Genomic DNA, 12,782 nt, shown 5'->3' with positions numbered 1-12,782 from the left:
CGGGAGCGCCCTTGACTCGCCTCGCGGAAGCACGACACTGGCCAAGAAGCGGGCGGCCCAACGGCAACTTCTCAACGCCGCATGAGTCCAGCGCCCCCCTCCCCCTCACCCCCTCCTCCGCAAAACCCCCTTCACCACCTTGCCGCTCGCGTTTCTCGGCAGTTCCCCCACGAACTCCACCGACCTCGGCACCTTGTAGTTCGCCATCTCGCGGCGGGACCAGGCGATCAGGTCGTCGGAGGTCAGGGGCGAGCCGGGGCGGCGGACCACGTACGCCTTGGCGACCTCGCCCAGGCGGGGGTCGGGGACGCCGATCACCGCCACCTCACGCACATCCGGATGCGTGCCCAGCAGTTGCTCTATCTCCGCCGGGTAGGCGTTGAAGCCGCCGACGATGAACATGTCCTTGATGCGGTCCGTGATGCGCAGGTTGCCCGCCCCGTCCAGGACGCCCACGTCGCCCGTCCTCAGCCAGCCGTCGGGAGAGATCGCCTCGGCCGTCGCCGCCGGGTCGTCGTAGTAGCCGCGCATGACGTTGAAGCCCCGGACCAGGATCTCGCCCGCCTCGCCGGGCCGCACCGGCGCGCCCATCGCATCCACCACCCTCACCTCCGTCCCCGGGATCGCCCGGCCGGACGTGGAGGCGATGACCGACGGGGCGTCGCCGCGGCGGCACATCGTGACGATGCCGCTCGCCTCCGAGAGGCCGTACGCCGTGAGGACCGTGTCCACGCCCAGTTCGCCGCGCAGGCGTTCCACCAGCCGCAACGGCACGACCGCCGCTCCCGTCACCACCAGGCGCAGGGCGGAGAGGTCGTGGGCGTCCCGCGTCGGGTGGTCCAGGAGGGACTGGTGGAGGGTGGGTGGGCCGGGGAGGACCGAGATCCGTTCCGCCGCTATGTTCGCCAGCGCCGTCTCCACGTTGAACACCGGCTGCGGGATCATCGTCGCCCCGCGCATCAGACAGGCGATCACCCCGGCCTTGTAGCCGAAGGTGTGGAAGAAGGGGTTGATGATCAGGTAGCGGTCGCCCGCCCGCAGCCCCGCCAGGTCCGCCCAGATCTCGTACGCCCGGAGGGTCTGGGCGTGCGTGATCACCGCGCCCTTCGGGCGGCCCGTCGTACCCGACGTGTAGATGATGTCCGACAGCGACGAGCCGTCCAACTCCATCCCCCGCGCCTCCACTTCGGTCGCGGCCACCCCCTCCCCTCCCGCCAGGAAGTCCTTCCACGTACGGAAGTCCGGCGGCGCGTCCTCCGACAGGACCACCACCTCCTCCAAGTCAGGCAGTCCGGGCAGCGGCGCCCGGCCGTCCGTCACCCCCTCCCCCGCCGCCCGGCGCAGGCTCGCCACGTACGACGCGCCCAGGAAGGTGCCCGTCACGAAGAGCAGGCGAACCCCGCTGCGGCGCAGTACGTCCGCCGCCTCCGTGCCCTTGAAGCGGGTGTTGAGGGGGACGAGGACCGCGCCCGCCGTGACCGCGCCCAGTGCGGCCGTGACCCAGTCCAGGGAGTTGGGGGCCCAGACCGCCACCCGGTCGCCGACCCGCACCCCACTCGCCAGGCAGGCCGCCGCCGCCCGTTCCACCCGGGCGCCCAGTTCGGCGTACGTGATCCTGGTACGGCCCTCGACCACCGCCTCCGTGTCCGCGTACCGCTCGGCCGACCACCGGACCAGATCGGGGATGGTGCCCCAGTGGCCCCGGACTCCGTCGCCTCCGTCGCCTCCGTCGCCTCCGTCGCCTCCGTCGCCTCCGTCGCCCCAGTCGCTCATCACAGGCCCCCTGTGCCGCATAGCTGACTGGCCGTCAGATTAGCTGTAATCTGACGGACTGTCAGGACGTCAGGAGCAGGGGGAGGACGGCATGGCAGCAAACGGGCTCAAGGACGCCACCGCCATCGTCGGGATCGGGCAGACCCCGTTCGCCAAGCGTCTTCCGGAGGACGAGAAGACGCTCGCCTGCCGGGCCGTGCTCGCCGCGCTCGACGACGCGGGAATCGCGCCCGGCGAGGTCGACGCACTCGCATCCTACACCATGGAGGAGACCGACGAGGTCGAGCTCGCGAAGGCCGTGGGGTTCGGGGATCTGACCTTCTTCAGCAAGGTGGGGTACGGCGGGGGTGGGTCCTGTGCCACCGTCGGCCATCTCGCCGCCGCCATCGCCTCCGGACAGGCCACCGTCGGCGTCGCCTGGCGGTCGCGGAAGCGGGGGTCCGGGCCGCGGCCCTGGACCAACACCCGCGTCCAGCTCCCCACCCCGGCCCAGTGGACCCGGCCCTTCGGGCTTCTGAGGCCCGCCGACGAGATCGCCATGCTGGCCCGGCGGTACATGCACGAGTACGGCGCCACCCGCGACCATCTCTTCAACGTCGCCCTCGCCTGCCGGAACCGGGCCAACCAGAATCCGGCCGCCGTGATGTACGAACGTCCGCTGACCCGCGAGATGTACATGACCTCGCGCTGGATCAGCGAGCCGCTCTGCCTCTTCGACAACTGCCTGGAGACGGACGGCGCCCTCGCCTGTGTCCTCGTGTCCAGCGAGCGCGCCCGGGACTGTGCCCAGCGGCCGGTGTACGTCCACTCCGCCGCCCAGGGGCTGCCCGCCCAGCACCACGGCATGGTCAACTACTGGAACGACGACCCCCTCACCGGCCCCGCCTGGACCGCCGCCCGGCACCTGTGGAAGCACGCCGACTTCACCCCGGAGGATGTCGACGTGGCGCAGATCTACGACGCCTTCAGCGTCCTCATACCGCTCTCCCTTGAGGGCTACGGCTTCTGCGGGAGAGGCGAGGGCGGGGCGTTCACGGAACACGGGGCCCTGGAGATCGGGGGCCGGCTGCCCCTCAACACCGGCGGCGGCGGGCTCAGCGAGGCCTATGTGCACGGCTTCAACCTCATCAACGAAGGGGTGAAGCAGTTGCGCGGGACCAGTACCGCCCAGGTCCCCGGTGCCGCCACCTGCCTGGTCACGGCCGGCGAGGGCGTGCCCACCTCCGCCCTTCTGCTCAGGAGCTGACCGAAGGAGCTGATCATGCTGACTCCCGTCACCGACACCGACGGCGCGCCCTTCTGGGAGTACGCGGCCCGCGGTGAACTGCGCGTCCAGGCCTGCGGCGACTGCCACGAACTCCGCTTCCCGCCCCGGCCCTGCTGCCCGCACTGCCAGTCCTTCACGAGCGAGTGGCGGCTCACCAGCGGGCGCGGGCGCGTGTGGTCGTACGTCGTGCCGCATCCGCCGCTGCTGCCCGAGTACGCGGAACAGGCGCCGTACAACGTCGTCGTGGTGGAGCTGGAGGACGCCCCGCGGATCCGGCTGGTGGGAAACCTGGTCGCCCGCGCCGGCGCACCCCTCAACTCCCTTGATCCGACACGGCTCAGGGTGGGCGCGCGGGTGCAGGTCGTCTTCGGTGACGGCGGGCTGCCGCAGTGGGTGCTCGCGTGAGCACCGTACGGGTCGACGCCGACAAGGACAGCGGGGTCGCCGTCGTCACCCTGGACCGGCCGGAACGGCTCAACGCCATCGACCTGGACATGGCTCACGAACTGGCCGCCGTCTGGCGGGCGTTGCGGTTCGACGACTCGGTGCGGGCCGTGGTGCTCACCGGGGGCGGGGAGCGGGCGTTCTGTACCGGGATCGACCGGGATGTGGAGGTGCCGCAGCCTTCCTCGCCGTACATGCAGGACGATCCGCTGCTGACCGTCGGGCCGAAGGCCAATGACCTGTGGAAGCCGGTGGTCGCGGCCGTGCGCGGGATGGCCTGCGGGGGTGCCTTCTACCTGCTGGGCGAGTGCGAGTTCGTCGTCGCCGACCCGACGGCCGTCTTCTTCGATCCGCATACGACGTACGGCATGGTCAGCGCGTACGAGTCGATGCTGATGGCCGCGCGGATGCCGTACGGGGAGGTGGCCCGGATGGCGCTCATGGGAAACGCCGAACGCATCTCCGCCCGGCGGGCCCATGAGATCGGGCTCGTGTCGGAAGTCACGCAGCAGGGTGGGGCGTTGGCGGGCGCCGTGCGCTGTGCCGCCGTCGTCGCCGGGTATCCGGCGACAGCCGTCCAGGGCACGGTACGGGCGTTGTGGGCGGCCAGGGAGGCGGCCCTGGCCCGCGCGTTCGCGCAGGCCCCGGCCCTCATCGCCCTCGGCAATCTGCCGGCCGGACGGCAGGCGGAGCTGTTCGGGAACAGGGACCGCAGCGAGCCACGAACACGGTGAGTGACCGTATGGCGGGGAACGCGCACCCGGGGTAGCGTCAGCCCTGGGACGGCCGCCGTCTGGAGCCCTTCCGTGACACACCGGTACGACGGCCGTCACGCCTCCCCGCTCAGGCGGTGCGGGCCGTGCCCGTGCCCTTCTCCGCGTCCAGCGCGTACACGCACCGGTCCTTGCTGCACGCGTACACCACACCGTCCTTGACCACCGGGGAGCCGGTGATCTCGCCGCCGGTCGCCAGCTTCCAGCGCAGGCGGCCGTCGTCGGCCTTCAGGGTGTAGAGCAGGTGGTCCGTGGAGCCGAAGTGGATGCGGCCCTCGGCCACCGCGGGAGCGCCCACCACGTCGCCGCCCGCCTGGAAGCGCCACTTGGGCGTGCCGGTGACCGCGTCCAGGGTGTACAGGCCCTTGCCGCTGCCCACGTGCACGTGGCCGGCGGCGACCAGCACCGGTTCGACGGAGGAACGCGCCTCCGTGGCGATGCGCCAGCGGTCGCGGCCGTCGGTGGCGTCGAGGGCGTAGACGGTGCCCAGGTAGTCCGCCAGGTAGATGCCGCCGCCCGTCACCGCCGGGCCCGGCGCGAAGGCGGGCGGGCCGAGGAAGACCGCGGGCGCCTCGAAGTGCCAGCGGACCATGCCGCTCGCCGCCTCGATGGCGAGGACGCGGGTGCCGGCGGCGACGTACACATAGCCGTCGGGGGCGGGGGTCAGCCGGACCGGCACGCCGCCGCAGGAGGCCGCGTCGCCGACCGGGTACGACCAGCGCTCCTCGCCGGTGCGGGCCTCCAGGGCGCGCAGCCGGGCGTCCTGCCAGACGTAGACCGTGCCGTCGTGGACGAGGGGACCCGCCTCCGGGGACTCGAAGTCGGTCTGGCAGCCGGCGATCTCCCACAGCTTCTGCCCGTGCGCGGCCTCCCAGGCCTGCACGCCGCCGCCGCGGGTGCCGGTGACGACCGTGCCGTGGTCGGCCTTCAGGGAGTACACCCAGGCGTCCGTGGACAGCCGCCACAGGTCGGTGCCCTCGCGGGCGTCCAGGGCGAACAGGGTCGGTCCGTCGGAGGCGTGGATACGGCCGTCGGCCACCGCCATCGACCAGGCGACGTCCCGGGTCTTGAAGCGGCGCCGGCCGGTGGCCACGTCCAGGGCGTGCACCTCGAAGGAGGTGACGTAGACCAGGTCGCCGTCGACGGCGGGGGTGCCCCAGACCTCGTTGGACATGCGGAACCGCCAGGGCCGCCAGCCGCTCGCCGTCTCCGGGGGCTGGGGCGGTACGGGCGGCACGTTCGGGTCGGGGCCGGTGACGCCGGGGCGCGGGCGGGACCAGCTGGCGACCAGGCCGGCCTCCGGCGGGGGCGCCTTGACGGCGGCGGCGCGGGCGTCGGCGACACGCGGGCCGGGCCCGATGGGCACCGCCGCGCCGGCCAGCCGCACCGGGCCGCTGTCGGGCGCGGCGGAGGGGGCGCCGACGGGGACGGGGGCCGGAGCCGGTGGGTCGTACGGGGGCGGCGGGGGTACGGCCGCGCGGCCGCCGCTTCTCGGGCCGCCGGCCGGGGCAGGGACGGGCTTGGCGGCGGGGCGGCCGCCGCGGCGGGCCTCGATGAGGGCGACCGCCTTCTCGGGCAGCCAGGCGGAGGCGGTGCCGCTGTCGTCGGAGCCGGAGCCGAAGAGATGGGGCGCCAGCTGGGCCTGGAGGTCGGCCGGGGTGGGCCGGGCGGAGGCCTCCATCTGCATGCAGACCTCGATGAGCGGGCGCAGCTCGTCGGGCAGCCCGGTGAGGTCCGGGCCCTCGCGCAGCAGCATGAAGACGGTCTCGACCGGGTTGGCGCCGTGGAAGGGCGGGTGGCCGGTGGCGGCGAAGACCAGCATGGAGCCGAGCGAGAAGACGTCGCTGGCGCCGGTGACGCTGCGGGAGTCCTTGGCCTGCTCGGGGGACATGTAGGCGGGGGTGCCGACGGCGACGTTCGTCATGGTCAGGCGGGTGTTGGAGACACCCGAGGCGATGCCGAAGTCGATCACGCGGGGGCCGTCCTCGACCACGAGCACGTTGGACGGCTTCAGGTCGCGGTGGACCAGCCCCGCGCCGTGGATGGACTGCAGGGCCTCCGCCACTCCTGCGGCGAGCCAGCGCACGGCCTGGGCCGGGAGCGGCCCGCAGTCGTTCACTATCTCCTCGAGCGAGGGCGCCGGGACGTAGGCGGTCGCGAGCCACGGCACGGCGGCGCGCGGGTCGGCGTCGACGACGGCCGCCGTGTAGAAGCCGGAGACCGCGCGGGCCGCCTCCACCTCACGGGTGAAGCGGACCCGGAAGAGCTGGTCCTCGGCCAGCTCGGTGCGCACCGTCTTGATCGCCACGCGCCGGCCGGACGCCGAGCGCGCGAGATAGACCAGCCCCATGCCGCCGGCGCCCAGCCGGCCCAGCACCTCGAACGGCCCGATCCGCCGCGGATCGTGCTGCGTCAGCTGATCCACCACTTGCCTGCCACCTCCCCGTACGAGCCGCGTCACCCACCATATGTACGCGACCGAAGTGCAGCGTCTCACCACCGCACCGCCATGGCGGCACGCACCCCAGATTCTTCCTGGCCGGGCGGCTGGTTGCGAACCCGGTGATATTCGGGGTGTCCCGGTACTAATCATGACAAAGCGGACGGATCAGCGCTGCAACAGTGCGAACGACGCCCCCTGATTGTCGGTGACGACGGCCACTCGTCCGTACGACGTCTCGAAGGGTGGCGCCTGCACCCGGCCGCCGAGCCGCTGTACGGCCTCCAGGGCGTCGTCCAGGCCGGTGACGCGGAAGTGGGTGAGGAAGTGCGGGGGATACTCGGCCGGGAAGACGTCGGTGACGTCGGCCCGGCCGAAGTCGGGCCGGGCGCCCGCACCGAACAGGGCGTCGTGGAAGAGGCCGCCGTAGAAGGCGTTGGCGGTGGCGATGTCCCGGGTGTACAGCTGGGCCCAGACGAAGGTGCCGGGCTGGTGCCGCCGGCCGAAGCCGCGGAGCCTGCCCGGCTGCCACAGCCCGAACACCGCGCCCTCGGGGTCGGCGGCGAGGGCGGCGACGCCGAGGTCGCCCACCGGGAACGGGGCCATGACCACCTGCCCGCCGGCCGCGGTGATCCGTCGGCCGAGGGCCGCGGCGTCCGGGGTGGCGAAGGACACGGTCCAGACGGTGGGCATACGGCCGTCGATCTTGGGCGCCAGCGAGGCGACGGGCTCCCCGGCCAGCCGGGCCCACACCGAGGAGCCGTACGCGGCCTCGAAGGTCCACCCGAAGAGCGCACCGTAGAACCGCTTGCCCGCCTCGACGTCGGCGAGCTGGGCGTCCACCCAGCAGGGCACACCCTCCCCATAGCCCTCTTCAGCCTCGACCACCTCTGCCTCTATCACCTCTTCCGCCTCTTCCGGCTCTTCCGCCCCTTCGTGCCCGGATGCCCTGTTTTCGGCCATGCCGTCAAAGTAACCGCGCCGCACGCACCGCGCAGACCAGGCACACCACTCTCAGAGCACCCGTGCACCCCATTTGCAGTCGGCCGAATCGCGCTCCGATCACCCCTCGGTAAGCTGACGGCATGACAGGACAAGTGCGTACCGTCGACGGCCGCGTGGCCGGCCGGCGTGGGCAGGCGACCCGGCAGAAGCTGCTCGACTGCCTCAGCGAGATGCTCAGCTCCTCCCCCTACCGGGACGTCAAGGTCATCGATGTCGCCCGGAAGGCGGGAACTTCACCCGCGACCTTCTACCAGTACTTCCCCGACGTCGAAGGCGCCGTCCTGGAGATCGCCGAGCAAATGGCGGCCGAGGGCGCGGGATTGACCGAACTGCTCCAGGGGCGGTCCTGGGCCGGAAAGTCGGGATGGCAGACGGCGCAGGAACTCGTGGACGGGTTCCTGGAGTTCTGGCGCAGGAACGACGCGATCCTGCGGGTCGTCGACCTCGGCGCGGCCGAGGGGGACAAACGGTTCTACAAGATCCGCATGAAGATCCTGAACTCGGTGAACAACTCCCTCGCGGAGTCCATCACCGAGCTGCAGGCCAAGGGCAGGGTCGACAAGGACGTGAACCCCGCGGCGGTGGCCGGTTCGCTGGTCGCGATGCTCGCGGCGGTGGCGGCCCACCAGAAGGGTTTCCAGTCCTGGGGTGTGAAACAGGCCGAACTGAAGCCGAACCTGGCCCTTTTGGTGCACCTGGGCGTGACCGGAAAGAAGCCGACCAGGTAACCCGCGGCCCCGGCACCCCTTTTGCCCGCACCCCAAGTCCTGTCTGGCAGGCGGTGGTTCACTCGCGTCCACGCGCGGTGAGAGCCACCGCCTGCACTGCTATGCGGGCAGCGGCCGGTCCCGCACCACATGCTTCATCACCAGCGTCGACGTCAGCCGCTGCACTCCCGGCAGGGTCGCCAGCCGCTCGTCGTACAGCCGCTGGAAGGCCGCGAGGTCGGCGGTCGCCACCCGGAGCAGATAGTCGGGCTCGCCGAAGAGCCGCTGGGCGTCGAGCACGTGCTCCAGCTCGCCGACCGCCCGCTCGAACCCGGCGACCGTGTCCCGGTCCTCCTGCCGCATCGACACGAAGACCAGCGCCTCGAAGTTCAGCCCGAGCGCCGCCGCGTCCACCACCGCCCGGTAGCCCTGGATGGCACCGGAGCGCTCCAGCTCCCGCAGCCGGCGGTGGCAGGGGGAGACGCTGAGGCGCACCCGGGCGGCCAGCTCGGTCACGGTCAGCCGCCCGTCCTGCTGCAGCTCGGCAAGGATTTTCCGGTCCACGTCGTCCATGAGGCAAATCTTCCCCCAGAACCGCCCTGCACGGGCAAACTTCGGGAACACTTTCGGGCCATTCACGCCTAATGTCCCCACCATGGACTCGGGACTGCTCTTCTCCTTCCTCGCCGTGGACCTGCTGCTGGTGTGCGTGCCGGGCGCCGACTGGGCGTACGTGATCGCGACCGCGCTGCGCCGCGGCTCGGTGCCGCGCGCGGTGGCCGGCCTGGTCTGCGGCTACGCCCTGCACACGGCCCTGGCGACGGCGGGCCTCGCGGTCCTGGTGGCGGGCTCGCCGAGGCTGCTGACGGCCCTGACGGTGGCGGGCGCGGGCTACCTGCTGTGGCTCGGCTGGAGCGTGCTGCGCCGGCCGGCGGTGCCCGGCGCCACGGAGGAGGTCTCCACCGACGGGCGCCTCTTCCTCCGCGGCGCCACGATCAGCGGCCTCAACCCCAAGGGTCTGCTGCTCTACCTCTCCGTCCTCCCCCAGTTCCTCACCCTGCGCGGCACCCACCTGCCCGTCCCCGCCCAGACGGCGGCCCTCGGCCTGCTCCACATGGCCTGCTGCGCGGCGGTCTACCTCACGGTCGGCGTCCTCGCCCGGGTCCTGCTCGCCGCACGGCCGGCGGCGGCCCGTGCGGTGACGCGGACGTCGGGGGCGGCGATGCTGGGAATCGGCGCGGTGCTCCTGGCGGAGCGGCTGGCCACGTTGTAGGTTCGGCCGTCTTTCGGGTGCGGGTGCGTCGTGGTTGCTCGCGCCCACGCGGCGGAGCCGCATATGGATACGGCCCCGCGCCCCTATCGGGGCGCTTCAGTGATCCGGAACAGGCGGATCTCCCTCGTCACCCGGGCCTGATAGGTGGCGTACGGTGGCCAGAACTCCAGGAGTGCCGTCCAGGCCTCCGCCCGCTCCTGCCCGGTGAGCAGCCGGGCGGTGACAGGGATGTCCCGGCCCTTCCAGCTGATCGAAGCCTCCGGATGGGCCAGCAGATTATGGCTCCAGGCGGGGTGCCCGGGCCGCCCGAAGTTGGAGCCGACCAGCAGCCAGCCCTTGCCGTCGCCCTCCGGCATGCAGGCCAGCGGAGTGCGGCGGGGCACGCCGGTGCGCGCGCCGGTGGAGGTGAGGATCAGACCGGGCAGCATCTGGGTGCTGAGCAGGTACCGCCCCCCGGTGAGCCGGTGGACCGCCCGGTCGAGTGCCGGGATCACATGGGGCGCGATCTTCGCGAACCCGCGCGTCGAGGACACCCTCTGCACCATCCGGACGCCGATCACACCGTCACCGCCCCTTCCGCGAAGAGACCGGCGGCCTCGGCGGCCCGGTCCCGCAGCCGGTGCACGGGCCCGAACAGCAGCTCGTCCCCGGCGGCCCGCTTGAAGTACAGCTGGGCATCGTGCTCCCAGGTGAACCCGATCCCGCCGTGCAACTGGATCCCCTCGGCGGCGGCCCCCCGCATGGCCTCCAGCGCCTGAGCGAGCGCAAGCCCGCCGGAGCACAAACCGTCAGCCGCCGACGGCGAGGACACCCCACCGGGGCCACCCGCACCCGACGACGACAGTTGTACGGGTGGTGCGGGTGGGAACGAAACCCCCACCGAAGGCGAAGCCGGGGCGGCGGCCGCCCACGCGGAGCAGTACGCGGCGGACCGAGCCGCCTGCACCCCCACATACACGTCGGCAAGCCGGTGCTTCACCGCCTGGAAGGACCCCACCGGCCGCCCGAACTGCTCGCGCTGCCCGACGTACTCCACGGTCCGCTCCAGCACCCGTTCCGCCGCCCCGACGGCCTCACAGGCGAGCACGGCGGCGGCCTGGTCACCCACGGCGGCGAGGGCGGGCAGTACGTCCACGTCCTCCTCCCCGAGCAACTCGGCTCGCACATCGCGCAGTTGGACGCGCCCCTGCGCCCGCGTGGCGTCGAGCGCGGCCTGCCGGGCCCGTACGACACCGGGCGCCTCCCCCGCCACCAGGAACAGCAGGGTCCGCGACCGCGCGAAGCCCCCGGTGTGCGCGGCGACGAGCAGCAGCCCCGCGCTGTGCCCGTCCAACACCTGGTCGACCTGCCCGTAGAGCCGCCAGTCGTTGTCACTGCGCCGGGCCTGGACCCCTCCGGCCCGCCCGCCCCCGGCGGAGAACCCCTCGTTCGGGCAGGTCAGAGCGAGGGCCGTGGTGAGGGCCGGGCCGGGGACCGCGAGCGTGGCGGTGAGGGTGCCGGCGGCCAGGCGGGGCAGCAGCTCGGTGCGCTGGGCCTCGGTGCCGAGGGCGAGGATCAGCGGGGCGGTGAGGACGGAGGTGGCGAGCAGCGGCGAGGGGGCCAGCGCCCGGCCGGTCTCCTCGCAGGCGAGGGCCAGTTCGGTGACCGAGCAGCCGACGCCGCCGTACCGCTCGGGCAGGGCGAGCCCCGGCAGGCCGAGCTGGTCGGCGAGGGCGGACCACAGGAGGGGGTCGTGTCCGGGCGGACTGTCGACGGCGGACCGCAGCTCGGACGAGCCGCACCGCTTGTGCAGCAGCTCGCGCAGGGTGCGGCGGATCCCGTCCTGCTCGGGGGTCAGGCGCGTGTCCATGCTCTTCCCTCTCTATCTGACGGTCCGTCATATTAGGAGTGCCGTAGCGAGATGCACAGGGGGAGGAGCCCTCGTATGAGCCGTGGGAGCCGGAAGGTCGCCGTGGTCGGTGTGGCCCTGTCCGACTGCGGGCGCGTGGACGACGCGACGGCCTACGCCCTGCACGCCCAGGCGGCCCGCCGGGCCCTGGCCGACGCGGGCCTGGACCGCTTTGTGGTCGACGGTTTCGCCTCCGCCGGGCTCGGCACCCTGGCCCCCGTCGAGGTGGCCGAGTATCTCGGCCTGCGCCCCACCTGGGCGGACTCCACCTCGGTCGGCGGCTCGACCTGGGAGGTCATGGCCGCGCACGCGGCGGACGCGATAGCGGCGGGCCACGCGAACGCCGTCCTCCTCGTCTACGGGTCGACGGCCCGCGCGGACATCAGGGCGGGCCGCAGGACGGGCGAGGTGTCCTTCGGCGCCCGCGGCCCGCTGCAGTTCGAGGTCCCCTACGGCCACACCCTGATCGCCAAGTACGCGATGGCCGCCCGCCGCCACATGATCGAACACGGCACGACCGTCGAGCAGTTGGCCGAGGTCGCGGTCCAGGCCCGGGCCAACGCGGCGCTGAACCCGGAGGCGATGTTCCGCGACCCGATCACGGTCGACGACGTCCTGGCCGGCCCGGTGATCGCCGACCCCTTCACCAAGCTGCACTGCTGTCTGCGCTCGGACGGCGGCGCGGCGGTCCTGCTGGCGGCCGAGGAGTACGTACGGGACTGCCGTACGGCGCCCGTCTGGATCCTCGGCACCGGGGAACACGTCTCGCACGCGGCGATGTCCGAGTGGCCGGACTTCACGGTGTCACCGGCGGCGGTGAGCGGGCGGCTGGCCTTCGGGCGGGCCGGGGTGGGGCCGCGGGAGATGGACTTCGCGCAGATCTACGACGCCTTCACCTACATGACCCTGGTGACCCTGGAGGACCTGGGCTTCTGCGGGAAGGGCGAGGGCGGGGCGTTCGTGGAGAAGGGGCGGCTGCTGGTGCGGGGCGGGGACCTGCCGGTGAACACGGACGGGGGCGGCCTGTCGGCCCAGCACCCCGGTATGCGGGGGCTGTTCCTGCTGGTGGAGGCGGTGCGGCAACTGCGCGGGGAGGCCGGGGAACGGCAGGTGCGCGCGCGGGACGGACAGCTGCCGAGGCTGGGAGTGGCGTCCGGGACGGGCGGCTGGTTCTGCTCGTCGGGGACGGTGGTGCTGGGCCGGTGAGGGGCC

The 12,782-nt window shown here is 72.7% G+C and carries 12 protein-coding genes; 6 read left to right on the top strand and 6 right to left on the bottom strand.

The genetic code is table 11. From position 1 onward, the window contains the following. Positions 1 to 105: 105 nt before the first annotated feature. Positions 106 to 1,773 (bottom strand): FadD3 family acyl-CoA ligase, encoded by a 1,668-nt coding sequence (locus ACWC2T_RS19435; protein WP_450671567.1) that lies wholly within the window; start codon positions 1,771 to 1,773, stop codon positions 106 to 108. Between the two features lie 91 nt (positions 1,774 to 1,864). Here ACWC2T_RS19435 and ACWC2T_RS19430 point away from each other — a divergent pair, with 91 nt between their 5' ends. The 3 genes from ACWC2T_RS19430 to ACWC2T_RS19420 are packed head-to-tail and all read left to right on the top strand — an operon-like array spanning position 1,865 to position 4,218. Then, positions 1,865 to 3,019, top strand: coding sequence for a lipid-transfer protein (locus tag ACWC2T_RS19430; protein ID WP_450671566.1), 1,155 nt, complete (start codon positions 1,865 to 1,867; stop codon positions 3,017 to 3,019). Positions 3,020 to 3,034: 15 nt separating this feature from the next. Then, positions 3,035 to 3,445, top strand: coding sequence for a Zn-ribbon domain-containing OB-fold protein (locus tag ACWC2T_RS19425; protein WP_450671565.1), 411 nt, complete (start codon positions 3,035 to 3,037; stop codon positions 3,443 to 3,445). Continuing rightward, the gene (locus tag ACWC2T_RS19420; protein ID WP_450671564.1) at positions 3,442 to 4,218 is read left to right on the top strand and encodes an enoyl-CoA hydratase/isomerase family protein; all 777 of its coding nucleotides are present in this window, start codon (positions 3,442 to 3,444) and stop codon (positions 4,216 to 4,218) included. The genes ACWC2T_RS19425 and ACWC2T_RS19420 overlap by 4 nt, the downstream gene beginning before the upstream one ends. A 109-nt stretch (positions 4,219 to 4,327) precedes the next feature. On the opposite strand, the gene ACWC2T_RS19415 is transcribed toward ACWC2T_RS19420, so the two are convergent. After that, positions 4,328 to 6,685 (bottom strand): serine/threonine-protein kinase, encoded by a 2,358-nt coding sequence (locus ACWC2T_RS19415; protein WP_450671563.1) that lies wholly within the window; start codon positions 6,683 to 6,685, stop codon positions 4,328 to 4,330. Positions 6,686 to 6,865: 180 nt separating this feature from the next. Then, positions 6,866 to 7,540: a VOC family protein gene (locus ACWC2T_RS19410; RefSeq protein ID WP_450671628.1), complete on the bottom strand. Its 675-nt coding sequence runs from the start codon at positions 7,538 to 7,540 to the stop codon at positions 6,866 to 6,868. 242 nt (positions 7,541 to 7,782) lie between these two features. Here ACWC2T_RS19410 and ACWC2T_RS19405 point away from each other — a divergent pair, with 242 nt between their 5' ends. After that, entirely contained in the window at positions 7,783 to 8,430 is a 648-nt protein-coding gene (locus ACWC2T_RS19405; protein WP_450671562.1) for a TetR family transcriptional regulator, read from the top strand. 99 nt (positions 8,431 to 8,529) lie between these two features. Here the strand turns inward: ACWC2T_RS19405 and ACWC2T_RS19400 are convergent, their stop codons facing one another. Then, positions 8,530 to 8,982: an Lrp/AsnC family transcriptional regulator gene (locus tag ACWC2T_RS19400; RefSeq protein ID WP_360083516.1), complete on the bottom strand. Its 453-nt coding sequence runs from the start codon at positions 8,980 to 8,982 to the stop codon at positions 8,530 to 8,532. An 82-nt stretch (positions 8,983 to 9,064) separates the two neighbouring features. Here ACWC2T_RS19400 and ACWC2T_RS19395 point away from each other — a divergent pair, with 82 nt between their 5' ends. After that, the gene (locus ACWC2T_RS19395) at positions 9,065 to 9,682 is read left to right on the top strand and encodes a LysE family translocator (RefSeq protein WP_450671561.1); all 618 of its coding nucleotides are present in this window, start codon (positions 9,065 to 9,067) and stop codon (positions 9,680 to 9,682) included. A gap of 83 nt (positions 9,683 to 9,765) precedes the next feature. On the opposite strand, the gene ACWC2T_RS19390 is transcribed toward ACWC2T_RS19395, so the two are convergent. Next, entirely contained in the window at positions 9,766 to 10,242 is a 477-nt protein-coding gene (locus tag ACWC2T_RS19390; protein ID WP_450671560.1) for a nitroreductase family deazaflavin-dependent oxidoreductase, read from the bottom strand. Beyond that, positions 10,239 to 11,531 carry an acyl-CoA dehydrogenase family protein gene (locus ACWC2T_RS19385; RefSeq protein ID WP_450671559.1) on the bottom strand — a complete coding sequence of 431 codons (1,293 nt, stop codon included), beginning with the start codon at positions 11,529 to 11,531 and terminating at the stop codon, positions 10,239 to 10,241. Before ACWC2T_RS19385 ends, ACWC2T_RS19390 begins: the two co-directional genes overlap by 4 nt. A gap of 75 nt (positions 11,532 to 11,606) precedes the next feature. On the opposite strand from ACWC2T_RS19385, the gene ACWC2T_RS19380 reads away from it, so the two are divergent. Next, positions 11,607 to 12,776 (top strand): thiolase C-terminal domain-containing protein, encoded by a 1,170-nt coding sequence (locus ACWC2T_RS19380; protein WP_450671558.1) that lies wholly within the window; start codon positions 11,607 to 11,609, stop codon positions 12,774 to 12,776. Positions 12,777 to 12,782 lie beyond the last annotated feature (6 nt).

The organism is Streptomyces sp. NPDC001393, assembly GCF_053597455.1.
The sequence above is the reverse complement of the archived record's forward strand: the minus strand, read 5'-3'. Positions and strand labels throughout refer to the sequence as shown.